This is a genomic window from Rahnella sp. NRRL B-41462, from assembly GCF_003263525.1.
Lineage (GTDB): Bacteria > Pseudomonadota > Gammaproteobacteria > Enterobacterales > Enterobacteriaceae > Rahnella > Rahnella aceris.
Genome location: NZ_JYDF01000026.1, coordinates 1 through 21,383, shown reverse-complemented (window position 1 = coordinate 21,383; position 21,383 = coordinate 1). Strand labels below are relative to the sequence as shown.

General features: G+C 56.1%; 19 protein-coding genes and 1 tRNA gene. 13 read left to right on the top strand and 7 right to left on the bottom strand.

The window, feature by feature from the left end; all coding sequences use genetic code 11:
- Positions 1–106: 106 nt before the first annotated feature.
- From UC14_RS07930 to UC14_RS07890, 9 genes are all read left to right on the top strand, one after another.
- On the top strand, positions 107–1,705 hold the full coding sequence (locus tag UC14_RS07930) for an ABC transporter substrate-binding protein (protein ID WP_112151978.1): 1,599 nt from the start codon (positions 107–109) through the stop codon (positions 1,703–1,705).
- A gap of 29 nt (positions 1,706–1,734) precedes the next feature.
- Positions 1,735–2,820, top strand: a complete 1,086-nt coding sequence (locus tag UC14_RS07925) for an ABC transporter permease (protein WP_013573440.1) — start codon at positions 1,735–1,737, stop codon at positions 2,818–2,820.
- Positions 2,817–3,752 carry an ABC transporter permease gene (locus UC14_RS07920; protein ID WP_112197519.1) on the top strand — a complete coding sequence of 312 codons (936 nt, stop codon included), beginning with the start codon at positions 2,817–2,819 and terminating at the stop codon, positions 3,750–3,752. Before UC14_RS07925 ends, UC14_RS07920 begins: the two co-directional genes overlap by 4 nt.
- Positions 3,745–4,611, top strand: coding sequence for an ABC transporter ATP-binding protein (locus UC14_RS07915; protein ID WP_014411456.1), 867 nt, complete (start codon positions 3,745–3,747; stop codon positions 4,609–4,611). Before UC14_RS07920 ends, UC14_RS07915 begins: the two co-directional genes overlap by 8 nt.
- On the top strand, positions 4,611–5,393 hold the full coding sequence (locus UC14_RS07910) for an ABC transporter ATP-binding protein (RefSeq protein ID WP_014411455.1): 783 nt from the start codon (positions 4,611–4,613) through the stop codon (positions 5,391–5,393). Before UC14_RS07915 ends, UC14_RS07910 begins: the two co-directional genes overlap by 1 nt.
- Positions 5,394–5,412: 19 nt before the next feature.
- Positions 5,413–6,792: an MmgE/PrpD family protein gene (locus UC14_RS07905; RefSeq protein WP_112197518.1), complete on the top strand. Its 1,380-nt coding sequence runs from the start codon at positions 5,413–5,415 to the stop codon at positions 6,790–6,792.
- A gap of 83 nt (positions 6,793–6,875) precedes the next feature.
- Entirely contained in the window at positions 6,876–7,094 is a 219-nt protein-coding gene (locus tag UC14_RS07900; RefSeq protein ID WP_112197517.1) for a type II toxin-antitoxin system RelE/ParE family toxin, read from the top strand.
- Between the two features lie 81 nt (positions 7,095–7,175).
- Positions 7,176–7,520: a type II toxin-antitoxin system PrlF family antitoxin gene (locus UC14_RS07895; RefSeq protein ID WP_013573435.1), complete on the top strand. Its 345-nt coding sequence runs from the start codon at positions 7,176–7,178 to the stop codon at positions 7,518–7,520.
- 6 nt (positions 7,521–7,526) lie between these two features.
- Positions 7,527–8,006 carry a type II toxin-antitoxin system YhaV family toxin gene (locus UC14_RS07890; protein WP_112197516.1) on the top strand — a complete coding sequence of 160 codons (480 nt, stop codon included), beginning with the start codon at positions 7,527–7,529 and terminating at the stop codon, positions 8,004–8,006.
- A 55-nt stretch (positions 8,007–8,061) separates the two neighbouring features.
- Here the strand turns inward: UC14_RS07890 and UC14_RS07885 are convergent.
- The 7 genes from UC14_RS07885 to UC14_RS07855 all read right to left on the bottom strand — a co-directional run bounded on the left by UC14_RS07885 (position 8,062) and on the right by UC14_RS07855 (position 13,479).
- Positions 8,062–8,138, bottom strand: a tRNA-Pro gene (locus UC14_RS07885).
- A gap of 100 nt (positions 8,139–8,238) precedes the next feature.
- Positions 8,239–9,918, bottom strand: a complete 1,680-nt coding sequence (gene eptB / locus UC14_RS07880) for a kdo(2)-lipid A phosphoethanolamine 7''-transferase (protein WP_013573433.1) — start codon at positions 9,916–9,918, stop codon at positions 8,239–8,241.
- Positions 9,919–10,189: 271 nt separating this feature from the next.
- Complete coding sequence (locus UC14_RS07875) at positions 10,190–10,612, bottom strand: organic hydroperoxide resistance protein (RefSeq protein WP_013573432.1); 423 nt, start codon at positions 10,610–10,612, stop codon at positions 10,190–10,192.
- A gap of 134 nt (positions 10,613–10,746) precedes the next feature.
- Positions 10,747–11,205: a MarR family winged helix-turn-helix transcriptional regulator gene (locus tag UC14_RS07870; protein WP_013573431.1), complete on the bottom strand. Its 459-nt coding sequence runs from the start codon at positions 11,203–11,205 to the stop codon at positions 10,747–10,749.
- A 70-nt stretch (positions 11,206–11,275) separates the two neighbouring features.
- Entirely contained in the window at positions 11,276–12,721 is a 1,446-nt protein-coding gene (locus UC14_RS07865; protein ID WP_112151980.1) for a carboxylesterase, read from the bottom strand.
- Positions 12,721–13,014, bottom strand: a complete 294-nt coding sequence (locus UC14_RS07860; RefSeq protein ID WP_013573429.1) for a type II toxin-antitoxin system mRNA interferase toxin, RelE/StbE family — start codon at positions 13,012–13,014, stop codon at positions 12,721–12,723. Before UC14_RS07860 ends, UC14_RS07865 begins: the two co-directional genes overlap by 1 nt.
- A gap of 3 nt (positions 13,015–13,017) precedes the next feature.
- Entirely contained in the window at positions 13,018–13,479 is a 462-nt protein-coding gene (locus tag UC14_RS07855) for a hypothetical protein (protein ID WP_013573428.1), read from the bottom strand.
- Positions 13,480–13,749: 270 nt separating this feature from the next.
- Here UC14_RS07855 and atzF point away from each other — a divergent pair, with 270 nt between their 5' ends.
- From atzF to urtA, 4 genes are all read left to right on the top strand, one after another.
- On the top strand, positions 13,750–15,600 hold the full coding sequence (gene atzF, locus UC14_RS07850; RefSeq protein ID WP_013573427.1) for an allophanate hydrolase: 1,851 nt from the start codon (positions 13,750–13,752) through the stop codon (positions 15,598–15,600).
- 9 nt (positions 15,601–15,609) lie between these two features.
- On the top strand, positions 15,610–19,239 hold the full coding sequence (uca, locus tag UC14_RS07845; protein WP_112197515.1) for an urea carboxylase: 3,630 nt from the start codon (positions 15,610–15,612) through the stop codon (positions 19,237–19,239).
- 28 nt (positions 19,240–19,267) lie between these two features.
- Positions 19,268–19,990, top strand: coding sequence for a GntR family transcriptional regulator (locus UC14_RS07840; protein ID WP_013573425.1), 723 nt, complete (start codon positions 19,268–19,270; stop codon positions 19,988–19,990).
- A gap of 69 nt (positions 19,991–20,059) precedes the next feature.
- Positions 20,060–21,328 (top strand): urea ABC transporter substrate-binding protein, encoded by a 1,269-nt coding sequence (gene urtA, locus UC14_RS07835; RefSeq protein WP_013573424.1) that lies wholly within the window; start codon positions 20,060–20,062, stop codon positions 21,326–21,328.
- Positions 21,329–21,383 lie beyond the last annotated feature (55 nt).

Genomic DNA, 21,383 nt, shown 5'->3' with positions numbered 1-21,383 from the left:
TTCGCAGGGGAGGGAGTTGACCGAATACGCCTTCTCTTTCTGCGAAAGGGGCTGACAGAGATTCACTATTTTACGCTCGTTTTTTTTAATCAAAGGAACCCGATTTATGCTCAACACCAGAACAAAAATCCTCGCCACAATGATTGGTCTCACATGGGGAAGTACGGCTGCACAGGCCGCGACGCCTGCGGATTCGCTGGTGATGGCATGGAATATTGACGCAATCAGCACCTTTGACCCGGCGCAGATTGGCGAAGTGGTCACTAATGAAATCATCAAAAACACCTGCGACACGCTGGTGGATTTCGATCCGAAAGACGAATCCCGCGTTATTCCGCGCCTGGCAAAAAGCTGGGATATCGCGCCGGATCGCAAACAAATCACCTTCCATCTCAATACCGGCATGACGTTCCCGTCCGGCAATAAAGCCACGGCGAAAGATGTCGCCTGGTCGTTGCAGCGCGTGGTGCTGCTCGGTTTCGGCAATTCCGCCACCCTGACTGAATATGGCTTTACCAAAGATAACGTCAAAGAACGCATTACCGCGCCCGACGACAACACGCTGGTGATGAAATTCGACCAGCCGTACCCGACCAATCTGGTCTTACAGGCTATCGCCGCCAATAACGTGTCGACCACGCTGGATCAGGCGCTGGTGGAGAAAAATGCCGTTGGCGACGACATGGGCAACAAATACCTGACCACGCACACCGCCTGCGTCGGTGCCTATCAGCTGATGCGCTGGAATGCCGGTGAAGGCGTGGTGTTACAGGCGAATAAAGATTACTGGGGCGAGAAACCGAAACTGCAACGCATCCTGATCCGCCACGTTGCGGAAACCGGCACGCAGCGCCTGTTGCTGACACAGGGTGATGTGGATATCGCCCGTGACCTGGCGCCGGACGATTTACGTGATCTGGACAAAGGCGGTCAGGTGAAGGTGGAGAAAGTCCTCAAGCCGCAATTGTTCTTCTGGACCTTTAACAGCGAAGACCCGATTTTCAAAAACCCGAAAGTGCGCCTCGCGATGCGTTATCTGATTGATTATCAGGGGCTGGCTTCCACCGTGATGCCGTATCTCGGTGTGCCGCGCGCCAGTTTCGCCCAGCTCGGCGCCTTTGGTGCGCTGGATAAAGATGCCGGACAGCCGTTCAAACTGGATCTGGCGAAAGCCAAACAGTTGCTGACCGAAGCCGGTTATCCCGACGGTTTCTCCGCCAAACTGATCATCGGCACCCTGCCGCACTCGGCGCCTATCGCCCAGAGCACGCAGGAAAATGCCTCGAAAATCGGCGTAAAACTCTCCATCGAAAGCATGGCCAATGCCCAGTTATTCAGCCGCGTGCGCGGGCGTGAATTCCAGAGCGCCATGATGGCATGGCAGACCTCGGTGCCGGATGCGCACGGTAACGCCTCGCGTCTGGTCTACAACCCGGACAACAGCAAAGAAGCCAAGAAAACCCAGTATCCGAGCTGGCGTGCTTCGTATTTCGATCCGGCGATGAATAAAAAAGTCACCGAAGCGCTGCTCGAACCCGATGAGCAAAAACGTATTGCCCTCTATCACACCTTGCAGGAAGAGCAGATGCAGCAAGGCCCGATGGCGATCATGTTCCAGATGTACAACACCGCCGGGCTGACCAGACAGGTCAAAGACTGGACGTGGAACGGCTTCCGCGTTTATTACGCACTGGCATCCAAATAAGCCTTCCATAAAAAACCAAGGAGCGCCCGATGTCGCACCTCGATCCGACCACAGCAGGCATAGCGCCTGCTGAACCTCTCTGGCTGCGGCTGCGCGAAAGCGCCGCCCGGCTGAGTAAATTGCTGGTTTCCGTGTTCTGCACGTTACTGGGGCTGGCGGCGCTGACCTTTTTTATCGGGCGCTTGCTGCCGATTGACCCGGTGGTATCAGTGCTCGGCGATAACGCCAGTCAGGAAGCCTATCAGAAGATGTATCACCTGCTCGGGCTGGACAAACCGCTGTGGGAACAGTTTCTGATCTACCTGAAAAACGTCGCGATGCTGGATTTCGGTAACGCACTGACCACCGGCAATCCGGTCACCACCGACATTGCCCGCGTGTTTCCGGCCACGCTGGAACTGGCGACGCTGGCGGCACTGATCGCCACCTGTCTGGGCATTCCGGCAGGCGTGTTATCGGCAATGTACCGCAATACCTGGTTTGATCACTGCATCCGCTTTATCGGCCTGCTCGGCCATTCCGCGCCGAATTTCTGGCTGGGTCTGATGGGGCTGGTATTGTTTTACGCCGGACTCGGCTGGATCGGCGGGCCGGGGCGTATCGACTTTATGTATGAATTCGACGTGCAGAAAGTCACCGGATTTTATCTCATCGACACCGCACTGACCGGAAACTGGGAGGCGTTTCGCAACGTTTTCAGCCACCTGATTTTACCGGCATCGATTCTTGGCCTCAGCGGGCTGTCGTACATCAGCCGCATGACCCGCAGCTTTATGATTGAACAACTCGGACAGGAATATGTGATCACCGCCCGGGTGAAAGGGTTGTCATGGGCACGCAGTGTGTGGATCCACGCCTTTCGTAATGTGGCGGTGCAGGTGGTGACGGTCGTCGCGCTGTCTTACGCCTTTTTACTCGAAGGCGCGGTGCTGACCGAAACGGTATTCGCCTGGCCGGGTTTTGGCCGCTATCTCACCAACGCCATGCTGGCGGGCGACATGAACGCCGTGGTGGGTTGCTCGTTACTGATCGGCGTGATTTTTGTGGCGCTGAACCTTATCTGCGACCTGCTTTACCGCATCTTTGATCCGCGAACCCGTCAGGAGCAATCATGACCGACTCCGCTAAACCTCATCTCACTGCCCGCCCGGCGTTTTCCCTGCGGGCATGGCTCGACGCGCCGGTTCCGGCCACACCGTGGCAGGCGCGCGTGCAGCAAAGCCTGAATCAGTGGCGGCGCTTTCGCCGGAATACCTCGGCGCTGTTCGGGCTGATCGTCATCCTGTTTATCGTCACAGTGGCGATTTTCGCGCCGTGGCTGGCGACACACGATATTTACGCGCAAAACCTGCAACTGCGTCTGGCGCCGGTGAGCCGCGAATACTGGCTGGGGACCGACGAACTCGGGCGCGATATTTACAGCCGCCTGATTTATGGCGCGCGTATCACGCTCTACATCACCGGCCTGACGGCGCTGATTGTCGGTCCCCTCGGATTACTGGTCGGCACGCTGGCGGGCACCGTTGGCGGCTGGACGGACACCATTCTGATGCGCATCGTCGATATCTTTCTGGCGTTCCCGAGTCTGATTCTGGCGCTGGGTTTTGTCGCCGCACTCGGCCCGGGTATCGAGAATGCGATTATCGCGATTTCACTTTCCGCCTGGCCGCCGATTGCCCGTCTGGCTCGCGCCGAAGCTTTGTCTATCCGCAAAATGGATTACGTCGCCGCCGTGCGTTTGCAGGGTGCGTCGCAGATGCGCATCATCCTGCGCCACATCATTCCGATGTGTCTGCCTTCGGTGGTGGTGCGCCTGACGCTGAATATGGCGGGGATTATCCTGACCGCCTCCGGCCTCGGATTTCTCGGCCTCGGGGCACAGGCACCCAGTCCGGAATGGGGCGCGATGCTCTCTTCCGGCCGCCAGTTCATGATGACTCACTGGACGATTGCCGCCATTCCCGGCCTGTCGATTCTTTTCACCAGCCTGGCGTTCAACCTGTTCGGTGACGGCCTGCGCGACGTACTGGATCTGCGCCATGACTGAAACATTGCTTGATGTGCAAAACCTGAACATTACGTTCAAAGGCCACCGGCAGGAAAACCACGCAGTGCGCGGTATCTCCTTCTCAGTTGGCCGTGAAAAAGTGGCGATTGTCGGCGAATCCGGTTCCGGTAAATCGCTCACCGGCCGTTCACTGCTGAAACTGACGCCGCAGGGTGCCAGCGTCAGCGCCGACCGCATGCAGTTTGGCGATATCGACCTGCTCAGTACCGGCGAGCGCCAGATGCGCAAAATCCGCGGCAAACGGATTTCCATGATTATGCAGGACCCGAAATTCTCGCTGAATCCGCTGATGCGCGTCGGTCATCAGATTAATGAGGCATACCGCATTCACTTTCATGTCAGTGAAAAAGAAGCCCGCGTGAAAGCACTGGCGATGCTGGAAGCGGTGAATATCCGCGATCCGGAACGGGTGTTTGACCTGTATCCGCACGAGATTTCCGGCGGCATGGGGCAGCGCATCATGATCGCCATGATGCTGATCCCTGAACCCGATTTGATTATCGCCGACGAACCCACGTCGGCGCTGGACGTCACGGTGCGTCAGCAGGTGCTGAGCGTACTGGACGCGTTGCTGGCACGGCGTAAAACCGGCCTGCTGTTTATTACCCACGATCTCGGGCTGGTGTCGAGTTTCTGCGACCGCGCACTGGTGATGTACGCCGGACGTATTCTCGAAGAAATTTCGGCAGATCAGCTGCATAACGCCAGACATCCTTACACCCGCGCCCTGCTCGCCAGTCAGCCGGATTTACAGCATCCGGTGGACATGCTCGCTATTCCGGCACGCGACCCGGCGTGGCTGACCGGCCCGGTATACCGTTACGGAGAAGCCTGCTGATGACCACTTTCATGAATCCCACGCCGCCGCTGACCGCTGACCGGATGCTCGAAACCGTCGATCTGAGCATCGCTTTCGGCAAAGGCACTCACAGCAAAACCGTGGTCGATAGCGTCACAATGCACATCGCCAGAGGCGAAAGTTACGGGCTGATTGGCGAGTCAGGCTGCGGAAAATCGACCATTCTGCGCACGCTGACCGGCCAGAACACCCGTTACAGCGGCGCGATTTTGTATCAGAACCGCGAACAACATCCGGTGCGCAATAAAGACTATTACCGGCAGGTACAAATGGTGTTTCAGGATCCGTATGCCTCGCTGCATCCGCGCAAAATGGTCTACCACACGCTGCTGGAACCGCTGGTGATCCACGGCATGGACCGGCGGGAGGCACGCATCAGCGACGTGCTGAATGCGCTTGGCCTGAGCGATGCCTTTCGTTACCGCTATCCGCATCAGCTTTCGGGCGGTCAGCGCCAGCGTGTGGCACTGGCACGGGCGCTGATCATTGAACCGCAGGTGCTGCTGCTTGATGAACCTACATCCGCACTGGATGTGTCAGTGCAGGCGGAAATCCTCAATCTGCTGAAAAAACTGCGCCGCGAACGCAATCTGACCTATCTGATGGTGACGCACGATCTGGCGGTGGTCGCGCACCTGTGCGACCGCGTCGCCATCATGCATCAGGGAAAACTGCTGGAAGAACTGACCGCCGCCGAAATCCGCAGCGGCGCGGCCCGCGAGCCTTATACCCAACAATTTCTTGCTGCCAGCCGCCACTGAAGCCGTTGAAGGAAACATCATGAATGTGATTGAAGCCATTGCCCGCTGGTGTTGCAGCCAGCCTGATTTCAGCACCACCGCGCGCCGCAAAGCCCGGGAAGCGATCACCGATACGCTGGCCTGCCTGTACGCCGGACAGGATGATTTCTCCAGTCGTGCCGTGCGTGCCGCCAGCGAAAGCTATTTTACCCCGCAAGCCCGTTGCCGTTTAGCCGGTGGCGGACGCGCACCTGCGGCCATCGCCGCGATGGTCAACGGCACGGCCGCGCACGCCATCGATTATGACGATAATTTTGCGCCGGGCATGAGCCATGCGTCTGCGGTGCTGGTACCTGCATTACTGGCAGTCGCTGATGATATCCATGCCAGTGGCGAACAACTGGTGAAAGCCTATCTGATCGGTTTGCAGGCGCAGGCGTTTGTCGGTTCCGGCGTCGCACCATCACATTACACCGCCGGCTGGCACGGCACCTCGACCGTCGGCTGCATCGGCAGCGCGGCAGGTGTCGCCTGGCTGATGGGATTAGATCAGGCAGGTATCGCCAAAGCGTTAAGCAATGCCGTCAGTTTTGCCTCCGGCACCAAAGGTCAGTTCGGCACGCCGATCAAACCGCTGCATGCAGGATGGGCTGCCCGTAATGCGGTTGACGCGGCGAATTTTGCCCGGCAACACATGCAGGGACGCATTGATATTCTGGACGCGCCGCAGGGCTTTCTGGAAATGTTTGGCGGCCTGACGCCGCCGGGCTGGAATATTCCGGCTATTTTGGGCACCCATCTTCACGTCATAGAAACCACCGGCGTGATGCCCAAACGTCACCCGTGCTGCGGCTCGACGCACATGATTATCGACGCCCTGGACGACCTGCGTGCGCAGCATGATTTCAGTGATGATGACGTGCTGACCGTTGATACGCTGGTTGGCATCGCCAATCTGCGCAATCTGGCGTATCCGCTGCCGGTCAATGAAATGCAGGCGCGCTTTTCGATGCAATACTGCGTCGATACCTGGCTGCGCAACGGCTCGCTGAGCGTCGCTGATTTCACGCCAGCGCGGGTCGCAGAACTCACTGAACCGGCTCGTCTGGCGCGCATATCCCTGCGCTGCTATACGCCGGAACAGGAAGCAGAAACACCGCCGGGCGATCGCCTGACACATGAAGTAACGCTTACCCTGCGCGATGGCCGCACGTTACAGGCAGCCCGCAAACTGGCGAAAGGCAGCAACAGCGAGCCGTTCAGTGACGCCGACAGACTGCGAAAATTCACTGATTGTTGCACCACGATGAGCAACGCCAGCGACCTTTTTCGTCAGCTCAACCGGCTTGAGGAGCAGGAGGATTTAGGTTTTTTAGCCCCGTTGTTGGGTGAATCTTTGCGGGACGGTGCGCAGGGTTGATTGCAGGAAAAACGGCGTGCCGGACATTTTTACGTGATGCCTCGCAGGGATGAAAATCCGGCGAAAATGCCCCTTTCTTACGTGTGAGGCAACGCCTATTCTCGCGGCTCAGGGAACTCAAGAAAGGCGATCTCAGTTACCTGAGGGTGCATAAATTTCCGCTGGAAAAGCAGCAGGCTTTGCTGGGTTATTGCTGGCGTGAAGAGAAAATTGAACTGTATCTTCTGAGCCTGGATTCGCATGAGAATTTCTATCAGGATCATAAAAATCACCGCAAAGGCGATGTGAAGATGATGAAGTAAAAAGCAATGCATTTGCATTGGCAATGCAAATGCATTACGCTGACAAAATTGCTCAAATAAGCATCATTATGGAGTCTCATTATGTCAGCCTCGGCACTATGGGGAATAAAATTCGAAGCCGAATCCAAAGTCACCCGCCGCTTCCAGACCACCATTCCGGCCACTATCCGTAAGGCATTAAATCTCACCGAAAATGATCGGATCCAGTACAAGATTTTGCCAGACGGGCAGGTGGTTATTTCGAGGCAACTCGAAGAAGCGGAAGACCCTGTTATCAGTGCTTTTCTCGGTTTTGTGGCAAAAGATATGCTCAATAACCCGGAAAATATGCAGCCGGTAACATTATCCCTGCATGAAAAAATCAATGTACTGACCGCCGGGATGGCTATCGATCTTGAGAGCCCGCTTTCTGACGATGACGAGTAAAGGATTATGCACAATCAGGCCATGGAGATTAACGGATGGACCCTTCTCGCTCATCCTCTGATCCTGCAACAAATACAGGCACTCACTGATCAGGTTGTTTTACTGCGCCGCAAAGATCCGGCGGGCTATAAAAGTAAGAACGCCACCAAACGGCTGGCTGCGATCAATAAGCTGATGTTTGACGTTATCCCGCAGGATCCGGCGCGTGTTGAATTCCGTCAGGGCGATACGTTAGGCGGGGAATTCTCACACTGGTTCAGGGCAAAATTCTTCCAGCAGTACCGTTTGTTTTTCCGCTACAACCTGAAAAGCCGGATCATTATTTACGCCTGGGTGAATGATGATAAAGAATTACGCGCCTACGAAAGCAAAACAGAGGCATACCGGATGTTTCGCAAGATGTTGAAAAGCGGTGAACCGCCAGACAACTGGCAGGCACTTTGCGAGGCGTCAGGGAAAATAATGGCTCAGGAAGAACAGCCGTAGTCGGGCAAACTACAGACGAAAAAAAACCTGCTTTAAAAAGCAGGTTTTTCAAATGTGGTCGGCGAGAGAGGATTCGAACCTCCGACCCACTGGTCCCAAACCAGTTGCGCTACCAAGCTGCGCTACTCGCCGAATGGGGCGCATCTTACTGCGACCCCCTCAGAGCGTCAACGGCTTTTTATAACATCCGAACTGACTGCCCATAAATTATCCGATACGCCGCCAAAATAACCTACAGCTTCTGTTCTGTCTGCGGTTTTGCACACCAGTTATTCGCCGGATTAATACCACCGTCCGGCGACGTATAACCCAGACAGCCTAAAATCGAATCGAATAACTCAACGTGACGTTTCTTCGCACCGACCCGCTGCTGCGCCTGCAACTGCTCAAACGCCAGCTTGTGGTCCGGTTGTTCGAGGAAACTGTCAGAAGCCCACACCATCATCGGCACGCGGAACTGCTCCGGTGGTGCCATCTCGCGCGGCGTACCGTGCAGATGCGAGTTCTCATCGATAGATTCGCCGTGATCGGAAGCGTAAAACACCAGCGCTTTCTTATCACGCAGTTGATCAATTACGCTGTCAATAAAGGTATCGGTGTACAACACGCTGTTATCGAAGGCATTAATCAGTTCCGCTTTGGTGCAAGTGTTGCTCTTACATTCCGGGGTATAGCGGGCGTAACTGCGCGGATAACGCTGGGAATACAGATAGTGCGAGCCTTTGGTATGCAGGATCACCAGATGCTTGCCTTTCGGATGTGTTTTCAGTGATTGCTCTAACTCATTGACCAGCAACATGTCATCGACCGGCTTGCCATCGTTGCGTTTTTCCGAGGCGATAATTTCACGGAAGGAGAAATTATTGGTGTCAGCATTATTGTAGAACCACAGCTCGCTTTGCATCGCGAACAGCTCTGAGGTGAAGCCCAGTGATTTCATCACCGCAAAAATATTCTGTTCTTTCAGCGTACGCTGCGGATTATCCGCCGTGCCGCCTTCACGCACGAACATACAACGCAGTGACAACTTGGTGGCCGTATCGCAGGATGTCCCGCGAAACGCCACCAGGTTCTTCTCTTTGGACAGGCGCGGTGTGGTATCCCGCTCGTAGCCCAAAATCCCCATATGATCCCAGCGGGTGGTTTCACCGATGATAAACACCACGTAGGTATCGTCGATGTCAGCAGGTGCAACGTAAGTGAAGTTCTTCGCCGGATCAAAGTAATTACCGGCATCCTGACTTTCATCCACCTGCGTATAGGCATACAAACCCAGTGCAGCCAGCCAGTTAGACGGCAGATAGGAGTGCGCGACAACACCGCCGTAGCTTGGCAAATCGACGTTAGTTTTCTTCTCATTCACACTCTGCGCGTGATCCAGGGAACGCAGCGGCAACCACACCAGCAATGCCGCCGCCAGCAGCACCGCTAAAGGCAGCACACGCTGCCCCGGCGTTTTCATTTGTTCGATCAATGTCAGACGCAGATTATTTTTCCAGATGAGGAACAGCGGTACCGCGCTGACCAGCGCCATCCAGATAAACAGGTGATAACCAACGATCTCTTTGCTCAGATCGATATCGGTGGTCATCACCGACACCACGATGCCGTAGCCGATCACCACGTTGAACATCACCATGTAATAACTGGCGGCAACGGAAATCAGCACCAGCAAACTGGCGATAATGCGGAAGAACAGCCGCCCGCCCAGCGAGAGCAAGCGCAGAACAAAGAAGGTAAATAAGACGATGGCACAGACTTCGGTGACGGCCTGAACCAGTTCAGCCGACGTGAAATGATTGACCAATGCAGCAAAGCGGCGCTGGAACACAGAGACATTCAGAAAAATGCCAATGTAAATCGCTAACAATAAAGAGATATTTTGCTGCGATAGAGTCTTCACTCTATTCATGAAAAGTGACTTTCCTAACGTATTTTGAAAGATTTGGAATCATTGTGACATGTTTATGGCGGACTGGTTCACAGATTATGCTGAGAATGCGGTTTTATGCAGCTTTCTGGATTATTCCGCATGCGCAGCGACGTCGTATTTTCTTTCCGAATATTTTCTGTTGGTCTGTGGATACGCGCTGGCAATGCAAAAAGGAGGCCGAAGCCTCCTGAGATTTTTTGCTTTTATACATCACAACATTCCCCTGGTGAAGGCGTTGTGTATCAGAACATTATTTAACGTTCAGCGTGACGTCGATATTGCCACGGGTCGCGTTGGAGTACGGGCAAACCTGATGCGCTTTTGCCACCAGCGCTTCGGCTTCGCTGCGTTCAAAGCCCGGCAGGGTAATATCCAGCTGTACTTCGATGCCATAGCCGCCCGGGATAGCACCAATGCCTACCGCACCTTCGATTTTAGCGTCAGCAGGGATCTTAATTTTTTCCTGCGCGGCCACGGCTTTCAGTGCGCCGAGGAAACACGCGGAATAACCGGCGGCAAACAGTTGCTCAGGGTTGGTACCGCCACCCATGCCGCCCATCTCTTTTGGTACGCCCAGTTTGACGTCAAGAACGCCGTCATCGGAAGTCGCACGGCCATCACGGCCACCGGTAGCGGATGCATGAGCACGATACACAACTTTTTCAATAGACATATTTCGTTCCTTATCTGTGATAAATACTTATTAGTTTCAAACGATTTAATCGCACACTACTTAATTAACTTTACCTGACGACCCGCAGAAGCACCTTCGGACTCGTCTGGTTAACACTCTTAAGACAATCAGCGCTACGCTTTATCCTGAAGTTTAGCCCGTAATACTTCGAGCTGCTGTTTCAGCGCCACGAGTTCGCCGATATCACATTCCGTCGCACACACAATGGCTTCGGGAATGTCCTGTGCTTTTTCACGTAGTGCCTTACCCGCATCAGTCAGGGAAATAATCACCTGGCGTTCATCTGCTTTGGCGCGCTGACGCACCAGTAAACCTGCCGCTTCAAGACGCTTTAACAGCGGCGTTAAGGTCGCCGAATCCAGAAACAGTTTTTCGCCGATTTCAGACACCGTGACTTCATCACGTTGCCACAGCACCAGCATCACCAGATATTGCGGATAAGTGAGCCCGAGTTCCCCGAGTAACTTACGGTAAACTTTATGCAGTGCCAGATTCGCAGAGTAAAGCGCGAAACACATCTGTTGATCCAGATGCAGCATGCGGTGTTGTGTTGGGTCGCTGTCTGTTTTCATGTTCATGCCGCCAATATATATAGTGCACGATATTATCGCAAGCTATTTCCGTGAATTTAATCAGCAGAAATCAGAAACCTTCAATTCGCTGCAACATATACGGATAAAACGGATTGGACGAAACCCGCATCAGTTGATCCATGCTCACCACCAGCGCGCCATTTTCTCCACGGGCAGCCAGTGTTCCCAGCCGGATGCCAAACTGCGCCGGACCTTGCGGATTGCGCCCGTACAGCGAATCGTCCGTCGGAAAAGGCAGCGAAACATGCGACAGCGAATAGAATTCCGACGGATAATTCAGGCCGAGTGGCGTAACTGACGTGCTGTTTTGCCCCGCCGCAGTGGTTTTCGCGACAGCGGCGGCATCGTCCGGCGAGGCATTGGTGATAACCGTCGTCTGATAAGCGCGCGGGGGCGCAGGCAACAGGCGCTCTGCTGCTGTTTCAGAGGAAGGACGCAGCAGCGGGCCGACATAGGCACTGCGGTTGATATCAAACAGAACCAGCTGGCTGCCATTGGCGGGAAGCTGATTAAACAACGCCGTCACCACGGCACGGGAACTGACGGTGGAGTCAACAACCGACTGAAACGCCAGCAGCGGTGGCAACTGCGCCAGCTTGCCGGATTGCGCATCCTTGCTGATCTGCTGCTGCAAAACATGGGTGAGCAGATAGGACTGACGGGCGGCTTTCACCGGAAAAGAATTGTATTTAAACGGATTAAATTCCGGCATCAGGTTCAGCCAGGCGGTTTTGGCAAAGGCCGGGAAAATAGCCGGCCAGCCCGCATATCCGGCAAAGCGCGCAAAACTGGTCACGCCAATCATCGGGGAAATCAGCACCACACGCGAAGGTTTCGCCAGCGCAGGGTCATCAAGGGAATCCAGCGTGTATTTCATCGCCAGCGCCCCGCCGTTGGAGAAACCTACCAGTTGCAGCGGTACATCTGTCCCGGCTGCGCGACGCGCCTCACGTACCGCCAGCCGCGTTGCCGCCAGCCACTGTTCCCAGTCCACCCGCGTCAGGCCGCCGGGCACGGTGCCATGACCGGGCAGGCGGATACCGACAACCACAAATCCGCGGCGACGATAATCCTGCGCAATATGCCGCAGGCTGTAAGGGGAATCGGTCAGACCGTGTAACAGCACCACTGCACCGGCTGGCTTACCGTCGGGCATCAGCTCATAAGAGCGGTTCCAGTCCTGTGCAAAATGCTCGGGATAAATCGGGCTGCGATCGTAATAGCGGTTAAGCGGAATACGATCTTCTCTGTCGAGTTTGTCCGTCACCTGCTGCTTCACTTCAACAAACGCCTGCTGCTCCGCTCGCAGATACGCCGGCCAGTCGCTCTTATCCAGTTGCTCCGTACTCAGTTCGTCCGGCACCAGTTTGTGCCACGGCTCAAGCGGCGGCCCCTGTAAGGCGTCATAAGTACGCACAGCCAAAAGCGTGATAATCACCAGAACCAGCGCCAGTAACAGCTTTTTCAGGCGTTCAGAGAGATGACGAAGTTGCATTAAATAGGGGTTTCCTCTGGCCAATGCTGAGCGCTATGCACCAGCCTGATGATTTGAATTTCGGTGTCAGTCACGCGATATACCATCCTGAAATGCTTACGGATAATACATTCTCTGGTTCCGGTAACGCGTCCTGCTGCATACATGTCGGGACTTAGTAAAATGCGCTCTGCTGCGGCATCAAAATCATCATCCAGCTCAATAGCAGCATGAGGATTCTCACCCGCGACATAACTGAATATATGCTCGCGATCATCCTGCGCGTGTGGTTTCCATACCAGCATTTTGGTCATTCGTTACTTTTCCTGTTCCTTAAGTAACGCGGCTTTCCGGGCTGCAAACTCAGCCTTCACTTGTTCGTGAGGAATGACGGGGCGCGGATCATCCAGTGATTCCTGAACCCGTTTCCTGAACCACAGATCATAGGTGGCTTCATCCATCGCGGCAGCTTCATGCGCCCTTTTTAGCGCTGCCGACCGGTCGGGGCGAGTTCCTTTACCGCTCCCTACAGGATCATAGTCGGTAATATCCACTTCGAACTGGTTTATGCCCATGTCTTTTAAATAAGCCGCCAGCGTGTCGAAACGCTTGAAAACCCGCACTTTACCGCTACGTTGTGCGATAAGGGTCCGCTGATGTTCGCCGTATCTGATCATTATTATCCACCCTCCCTGTTGTGCGACCACGCTGAGCTGGCTGACCGCGCCAGCTTCTGTCAGACAAATTAATGTTGAATGGTCGATAGTTTCTTTAGACATATCCCTGCCAGCCTTTCTGCAAATAATAATAAATCATCGGTTCATACAACTATATACCGATACCTCTACTGAGCCAGATTTATCTTTTTGATGCGAGCCATCGCGCAAATTTTCGCCCCATTTTTGTTCAGTTGCATTCCGTCCGTGGTGCAACAAATATACAGACCGGTCATACAACGAAACATAAACCCAGCAAAATCAATAGATAATGATTTGGCACAGGCTTTGCTTAGATGAATTCAATCTTGTATACCAGATGGAATTCACAATATGGCTTCAGCTTCAGAAACAGTCGCATCACCTTTTCGCGGTTTTACCCTGCGGGAATGGCAGCAGCATTACCGCAGTGCGCCCGACAGCCTGCGCACTACGCTTTCCCTGGTGTTGGGGAGTCTGAGTGACACAGACAATGCCTGGATTTATCTCGCCACGGCAGAACAGCTTGAAGCACAAATCACCCGTCTTGAAACCCTGCGCGATCAGGCTGAAGGCTCCCTGAGCGCCCTGCCGCTGTTTGGCGTGCCGTTCGCCGTCAAAGACAATATGGATATCGCTGGCTGGCCGACCACGGCGGCCTGCCCTGCGTTTGCTTATACCGCAGAAGCGGATGCCACCGTCATCGCCAATCTGAAAGCCAAAGGCGCGGTGGTGATCGGTAAAACTAATCTCGATCAGTTCGCCACCGGACTGGTCGGCACCCGCTCGCCGTACGGCGCGGTGCGCAATACGTTCAATCCTGATTACGTCAGTGGCGGCTCAAGCTCGGGTTCGGCTTCCGTTCTGGCCCGCGGTCTGGTGGCGTTTTCGCTGGGCACCGACACCGCCGGTTCCGGTCGCGTTCCGGCGGGCTTTAACAATGTTGTCGGGCTGAAACCGACCAAAGGCTGGCTGTCGAATACCGGTGTGGTTCCGGCCTGTCGCCTCAACGATGCCGTCTCGATTTTCGCCCTGACCGTCGCCGATGCCCAAACCGTGGCCCATGCCGCAGGCGGATATGACGCCGCCGATGCCTATTCGCGTAAAAACCCGCATACCGCGCCGGTGGCTTTTTCCGCACAACCGCGCATCGCCATGCCTGACCGTCTGGAATTTTTTGGGGACGATCTGGCACAGGCCGCTTTCAGTGAGGCGCTGGATCGCCTGCGCCACCATGGCGTCACGCTGGAAACGATTGATTTCACGCCGTTCCGCGAACTGGCTGAGCAGTTGTATTACGGCGCGTGGGTGGCGGAACGCACCGTGGCGGTCGGCGAAATTTTTGAAGAAAGCCCGGAAGCGATGGATCCGGTCGTACGCGGGATTGTCGCCAATGGCCTGAACTACACCGCCTGCGATGCCTGGCGCGCCGAATATTTACGGGCGGAGCTGGCGCGCAAAATTAATCTGGCACTGGAAGGGTTTGACGCGCTGGTAGTGCCGACGTCGCCGACCATCCGCACCCAGGAAGAGCTGGTTCGGGAACCGGTGCTCTACAACTCGCAGTTCGGTATTTACACCAACTTCACTAATCTGGCGGATTTGTCGGCGCTGGCGCTGCCTTGCAGCCTGCGCGCCGACGGCCTGCCCGCCGGGATCACGCTGATCGCTCCGGCCTGGCATGACGACGCACTGGCCAGTTTTGGGCGTCAGTGGCAGCGCAGCCTGAGCCTGCCGCTTGGCGCGACCGGGCTTACGATGAAACCTGAAGAATTCATGACATCCGCGCCGGTCAGTGCCGCCAGCGTGCGCGTTGCCGTGGTCGGCGCTCATCTGACCGGCATGCCGCTGAATTTCCAGCTCACCAGCCGCCACGCGGTACGCGTCGAACAAACCACCACTGCTGCCACCTACAAACTCTTCGCCCTCGCCAACACTAAACCGCCGAAGCCGGGGCTGGTGCGGGCTGAGAGCGGCAGCGCAATTATCGTCGAATTGTGGGATATCCCGCTGGCGCGCTTTGGGGAATTCGTCGCTGAAATCCCGGCACCGCTGGGGATCGGTTCTCTCGAACTGGCCGATGGCCGCATCGTGAAAGGCTTTATCTGCGAGCCATGGGCGACTGGCGGAGCCACGGATATCACCGCGTTTGGCGGCTGGAGAAGTTACATCCAGAGTCTGAATTCATCACCGGTAAAAAGCTGAGGAACGCACATGTTTACCACCGTTTTAATTGCTAACCGTGGCGAAATCGCCTGCCGTGCGATCCGCACGCTGAAACGTCTGGGCGTCACCAGCGTCGCGGTATATTCCGACGCTGACCGCAATGCCCCGCACGTCACACAGGCGGATATCGCCATCGCGCTGGGCGGCGAAAAGGCCAGCGAAAGCTACCTGATGATCGACAAAATTCTGGCCGCCGCAAAAGAAACCGGCGCGCAGGCAATTTATCCGGGGTACGGCTTTTTATCCGAAAGCGCAGAGTTCGCCGATGCCTGCGAAGTAGCGGGCATTGCGTTTATCGGCCCGACCGCCGGACAAATCCGCGAGTTTGGCCTCAAGCACCGCGCCCGCGAATTAGCCGGTGCCGCGAATGTGCCGATGACGCCGGGCACCGGTTTGCTCGACAGCATTGATGACGCGGTGAAAGCTGCCGCCGAAATTGGTTATCCCATCATGCTGAAAAGCACCGCAGGCGGCGGAGGCATTGGCCTGACGCGCTGTGATAACGACGAGGCATTGCGTGCCGCATGGGACAGCGTGAAACGTCTCGGCGAGCAGTTTTTCCGTGATGCCGGTGTGTTTCTGGAACGCTTTGTCGATCGCGCCCGCCACGTTGAAGTGCAGATTTTTGGCGACGGCAAAGGTCGCGTGGTGGCCCTCGGCGAGCGTGACTGTTCGTTGCAACGCCGCAATCAGAAAGTGGTGGAAGAAACCCCTGCGCCGGATCTGCCGCAGACCAGCCGCGAAGCATTGCATCGCGCCGCCGTGCAGCTCGGCGAATCGGTGAACTACCGCAGCGCCGGTACGGTTGAATTTATCTATGACGCCGCGCGCGACGAATTTTATTTTCTCGAAGTAAACACCCGTTTGCAGGTTGAGCATCCGGTCACCGAAATGGTCACCGGTCTGGACTTGATCGAATGCATGCTGAACGTCGCCGCCGGTGAATCGACGGACTGGCCAGCAATGGAAAAAGCCCCGCAGGGCGCATCGATGGAAGTGCGTATTTACGCAGAAGATCCGCTGAAGAATTTCCAGCCAAGCCCCGGCGTGCTGACCGAAGTGTTTTTCCCCGAAGACGTCCGCGTCGATGGCTGGGTCTCTACCGGCAGTGAAGTGTCGGCGTTTTACGACCCGATGATCGCCAAGCTGATTGTGCATGGCACCGACCGGCAGGACGCGCTGGCGAAAATGTCCGTCGCACTGGCCGCCACCCGCCTGCACGGTATCGCTACCAACATTGATTATCTGCGTCAGGTGGTCGCCACGCCGGTGTTTCGCGACGCCAAAATGTGGACGCGCATGCTCGACAGTTTTGACTACTTGCCCAACGCCATCGAAGTGATCGCGCCCGGCACTTACAGCAGTGTGCAGGATTATCCGGGACGTCTCGGTTACTGGGATATCGGCGTACCGCCGTCCGGCCCGATGGACGATTTTGCCTTCCGTCTCGCCAACCGCATTGTCGGCAATCATCCGGATGCCGCCGGTCTGGAATTCACGTTGCAGGGACCCACACTGCGTTTCCATTGCGACGCCGTTATCGCACTGACCGGCGCACGCTGCCCGGCAACGCTTGATGACGAAGCTGTTTCTTACTGGCAGCCGGTGGATGTGAAAGCCGGTCAGACACTGACACTTGGCCGCGCCACACAGGGTTGCCGCACCTATCTCGCCGTGCGTAACGGTTTCGACGTGCCGGTGTATCTCGGCAGCCGGTCGACCTTTGCACTCGGGCAGTTTGGCGGGCACGCCGGTCGCACGTTACGCGTCGCCGATATGCTGACTGTTTCACAGCCGGAACTCGCGGCCTGCACCACGCCCGCGCCGGTCGGTTTACCGCAGGCAGCCGAAAATATCGTGCCGCCTTACGGCGACATCTGGAATATCGGTGTGCTTTACGGGCCGCACGGTGCGCCGGATTTCTTCACCAAAGACGCCATCGATACGTTCTTCGCCGCAGAATGGCAGGTGCACTACAACTCCAACCGTCTCGGCGTGCGGCTGGTCGGTCCGAAACCGCAATGGGCGCGGCAGGACGGCGGCGAAGCCGGTCTGCATCCGTCGAACGTGCATGACTGCGAATACGCCATCGGCGCGATTAATTTCACCGGCGATTTCCCGGTGATTCTGACCCGCGACGGGCCAAGCCTCGGCGGTTTCGTCTGCCCGGTAACCATCGCCAAAGCCGAACTGTGGAAAGTCGGACAGGTGAAACCGGGCGATAAAATCCGTTTCCATCCGATCAGTTTTGAACAGGCGCAGGCGCTGGAACGGGCGCAACAAGGCACGCTCGATTCGCTGATGCCAGTCAACGCGATGGCGCTGCCGGTGCCATCCCTGCTGCCGGACACCACCGCATCCGCCACCATTCTTGCGGCATTACCGGCCACGGCAGAACGCCCTTCGGTGGAATACCGTCAGGCGGGCGACGGCTACGTGCTGATTGAGTACGGCGACAACGTGCTGGATCTGGCGGTACGCATGCGCATTTATCTGCTGATGAACGCCATCAAAGCCGCCGGTCAGCAGGGCATTGAGGAACTGTCACCGGGCGTGCGTTCGCTGCAAATCCGCTACGACAGCCGTGTGCTGCATCAGACGGCGCTGCTGCAACATTTACTGACGCTGGAAAACAGCCTGGCCGATGTCAGCCAGCTCAAAATCCCGACCCGTATCGTGCACATGCCGATGGCGTTTGAAGATTCCGCCACGCTCGGCGCGGTCGAACGCTATCAGCAAACCGTGCGCGCAGAAGCACCGTGGCTGCCGAATAACGTCGATTTCATCCAGCGCACCAACGGGCTGGCGAGCCGTGAAGACGTGAAAAACATCATTTTCGACGCCAGCTATCTGATCCTCGGGCTGGGGGATGTGTATCTCGGCGCACCGTGCGCGGTGCCGGTCGATCCGCGCCATCGCCTGCTGAGCTCCAAATACAACCCGGCGCGCACGTTTACCGCCGAAGGCACGGTCGGTATCGGCGGCATGTACATGTGCATTTATGGCATGGATTCGCCGGGCGGCTATCAGCTGGTCGGGCGCACGCTGCCGATCTGGAACAAGTTCCTGAAAAACGAGCAGTTCAAAAACGGCGAGCCGTGGCTGCTGCACTTCTTCGATCAGGTGCGGTTCTATGAAGTCACCGAAGCCGAGCTGGACATTCAGCGCGAAGCCTTCCGCGAAGGACGGGCGCAAATCCGCATCGAAGAGACGGAATTTGATTTTGCGCACTATACGCAATTTCTCGCCGACAACGCCGCCGACATTGCTGATTTCCGCACCCGGCAAACCGACGCTTTTACCCGCGAAGTGGCGCACTGGCATGAGGCTGAAAGCGCCGCGGTGGAAGCAGCAGCCAATGCCGTGCAGTTAGTGGAAGACGACGCGGATCAGGACGGCCATTTAGTCAGCGCTGACCTTAACGGCAACGTCTGGAAAATCCTGGTACAGCCGGGCCAGCAGGTCGAAGAAGGCCAGCCGCTGATCGTCGTCGAAGCCATGAAAATGGAACTGTCGGTGAACGCGCCGTGCGCCGGTACCGTCCTGAAAATCAGTTGCCAGCAAGGCCGTCCGGTCGGGCCAGGTGATGCGTTGTTGTGGCTGGACACAGCCGTTTAAAACTATCGGGAACAACAGGGAATATTTCATGCAACTCACGGGACCTAAATCTTCACGCAGTAAAAGCCGCCCGGAAGGGCTGGCGGAACGCATTTATCAGCAGCTGAAAGACGACATTTTCAGCTTCCGCCTGCTGCCCGGTGACCGGTTCAGCGAAAACGACATCGCTGACCGCATGGAAGTCAGCCGCACACCGGTACGTCAGGCGCTGTTCTGGCTGGAACATGAAGGCTATGTCGAAGTGTTTTTCCGCAGTGGCTGGCAGGTTCGCCCGTTCGATTTCGACTTTTTCGAGCAGTTGTACGATCTGCGTATCGTGCTGGAACTGGAAGCGGTGAAACGTCTGTGTGCGTTGCCGCCAGCCGCTCAGCCCTTACAACTGGCTGAACTGAAAGCGTTCTGGATCGATCAGCCGCAACTGCAAGATGGTCAGGTGGTCTCGCGTTATGACGAGGAGTTTCACATGACGCTGGTGGCCGCGGCGGGTAATGCCGAAATGGCGCGAATCCACCGCGAGCTGACGGAGAAAATCCGCATCATCCGGCGGCTGGATTTCACCAAAGGTGAGCGGGTTAACGCCACCTATAAAGAACACGCGAGCATTTTGCTCGCCATCATCCAACAACAAACCGAGGAGGCACAGCGCCAGTTACACGATCATATTGCCGTCAGTAAGGCCGAGGTACGCAAAATTACTCTGCACATGTTGCACCGGGCCAGGGCGGAGAGTGACGAGGGCAACCCGTCATGACTTTTTTAAATGTTTTTTCGACTTTCTACATACCAGCGTTCTCTTAACTTTTCTTCAGAGGGTACATCTATGCAACGTCGACGTTTTATTAAAGCCTTTGCTCTTTCCGCTACCGTAGTCAGCATGGGCTTAGCCTGGAGCGCGCAGGCAGCCGAGACCATCAAAGTCGGTATTATGCATTCGCTTTCCGGCACCATGGCCATTTCAGAAACTCCGCTGAAAGACATCGCGTTGATGACCATTGACGACATCAACGCCAAAGGTGGCGTGCTCGGCAAAAAGCTCGAGCCGGTGGTGGTCGATCCGGCCTCCAACTGGCCGCTGTTCGCTGAGAAAGCCCGCCAGTTGCTGACGCAGGATAAAGTCGCAGTGGTGTTTGGTTGCTGGACGTCGGTGTCGCGTAAATCTGTGCTGCCGGTGTTTGAAGAACTGAACGGCCTGCTGTTCTATCCGGTGCAGTACGAAGGCGAAGAAATGTCGCCAAACGTGTTCTACACCGGTGCCGCGCCTAACCAACAGGCGATCCCGGCGGTGGAATACCTGATGAGTGAAGACGGCGGTGCGGCCAAACGCTTCTTCCTGCTCGGCACCGATTATGTCTATCCGCGTACCACCAACAAAATTCTGCGCGCCTTCCTGCATTCCAAAGGCGTGAAAGACAGCGACATCGAAGAAGTCTATACGCCGTTCGGTTACAGCGATTATCAGACCATCGTCTCCAACATTAAGAAATTCTCCGCTGGCGGCAAAACTGCGGTGATCTCCACCATCAACGGCGATTCCAACGTGCCGTTCTACAAAGAGCTGGCGAATCAGGGCGTGAAAGCGACGGATGTGCCGGTGGTGGCGTTCTCCGTGGGTGAAGAAGAACTGCGCGGTATCGACACCAAACCGCTGGTCGGTGACCTTGCGGCGTGGAACTACTTCCAGTCGGTTGATAACCCGACCAACAAGAAATTCGTGGCTGAATGGAAGGCTTACGCGAAGGCGCACAAACTGCCAAACGCCGATAACGCGGTGACCAACGACCCGATGGAGGCGACCTATGTCGGCATCCATATGTGGGCGCAGGCGGTGGAAAAAGCCGGTACGACGGATGTGGATAAAGTCCGCGCCGCGATGGCCGGACAGACCTTCGCGGCGCCGTCCGGCTTCACGCTGACCATGGATAAAACCAATCATCACCTGCACAAACCGGTAATGATCGGCGAAATCGAATCCAACGGTCAGTTCAACGTGGTCTGGCAGACCGACAAACCAATCCGCGCCCAGCCGTGGAGCCCGTACATCGCGGGTAACGATAAAAAACCAGATACCCCGGTAAAAACGACTAACTGATTGTTTTAGCTCCTTCTTGCGAAGGGGAGGGCTGGGGTGGGGTATTAATGGCAAC

Coding starts and splice junctions, on each gene's coding strand:
- urtA (WP_013573424.1), top strand. CDS start 20,060: ATGCAACGTCGACGTTTTATTAAAGCCTTTGCTCTTTCCGCTACCGTA.
- UC14_RS07890 (WP_112197516.1), top strand. CDS start 7,527: ATGCACAATCAGGCCATGGAGATTAACGGATGGACCCTTCTCGCTCAT.
- UC14_RS07915 (WP_014411456.1), top strand. CDS start 3,745: ATGACTGAAACATTGCTTGATGTGCAAAACCTGAACATTACGTTCAAA.
- eptB (WP_013573433.1), bottom strand. CDS start 9,918: ATGAATAGAGTGAAGACTCTATCGCAGCAAAATATCTCTTTATTGTTA.
- UC14_RS07860 (WP_013573429.1), bottom strand. CDS start 13,014: ATGACCAAAATGCTGGTATGGAAACCACACGCGCAGGATGATCGCGAG.
- UC14_RS07875 (WP_013573432.1), bottom strand. CDS start 10,612: ATGTCTATTGAAAAAGTTGTGTATCGTGCTCATGCATCCGCTACCGGT.
- UC14_RS07920 (WP_112197519.1), top strand. CDS start 2,817: ATGACCGACTCCGCTAAACCTCATCTCACTGCCCGCCCGGCGTTTTCC.
- atzF (WP_013573427.1), top strand. CDS start 13,750: ATGGCTTCAGCTTCAGAAACAGTCGCATCACCTTTTCGCGGTTTTACC.
- UC14_RS07895 (WP_013573435.1), top strand. CDS start 7,176: ATGTCAGCCTCGGCACTATGGGGAATAAAATTCGAAGCCGAATCCAAA.
- uca (WP_112197515.1), top strand. CDS start 15,610: ATGTTTACCACCGTTTTAATTGCTAACCGTGGCGAAATCGCCTGCCGT.
- UC14_RS07855 (WP_013573428.1), bottom strand. CDS start 13,479: ATGTCTAAAGAAACTATCGACCATTCAACATTAATTTGTCTGACAGAA.
- UC14_RS07930 (WP_112151978.1), top strand. CDS start 107: ATGCTCAACACCAGAACAAAAATCCTCGCCACAATGATTGGTCTCACA.
- UC14_RS07840 (WP_013573425.1), top strand. CDS start 19,268: ATGCAACTCACGGGACCTAAATCTTCACGCAGTAAAAGCCGCCCGGAA.
- UC14_RS07910 (WP_014411455.1), top strand. CDS start 4,611: ATGACCACTTTCATGAATCCCACGCCGCCGCTGACCGCTGACCGGATG.
- UC14_RS07870 (WP_013573431.1), bottom strand. CDS start 11,205: ATGAAAACAGACAGCGACCCAACACAACACCGCATGCTGCATCTGGAT.
- UC14_RS07865 (WP_112151980.1), bottom strand. CDS start 12,721: ATGCAACTTCGTCATCTCTCTGAACGCCTGAAAAAGCTGTTACTGGCG.
- UC14_RS07925 (WP_013573440.1), top strand. CDS start 1,735: ATGTCGCACCTCGATCCGACCACAGCAGGCATAGCGCCTGCTGAACCT.
- UC14_RS07905 (WP_112197518.1), top strand. CDS start 5,413: ATGAATGTGATTGAAGCCATTGCCCGCTGGTGTTGCAGCCAGCCTGAT.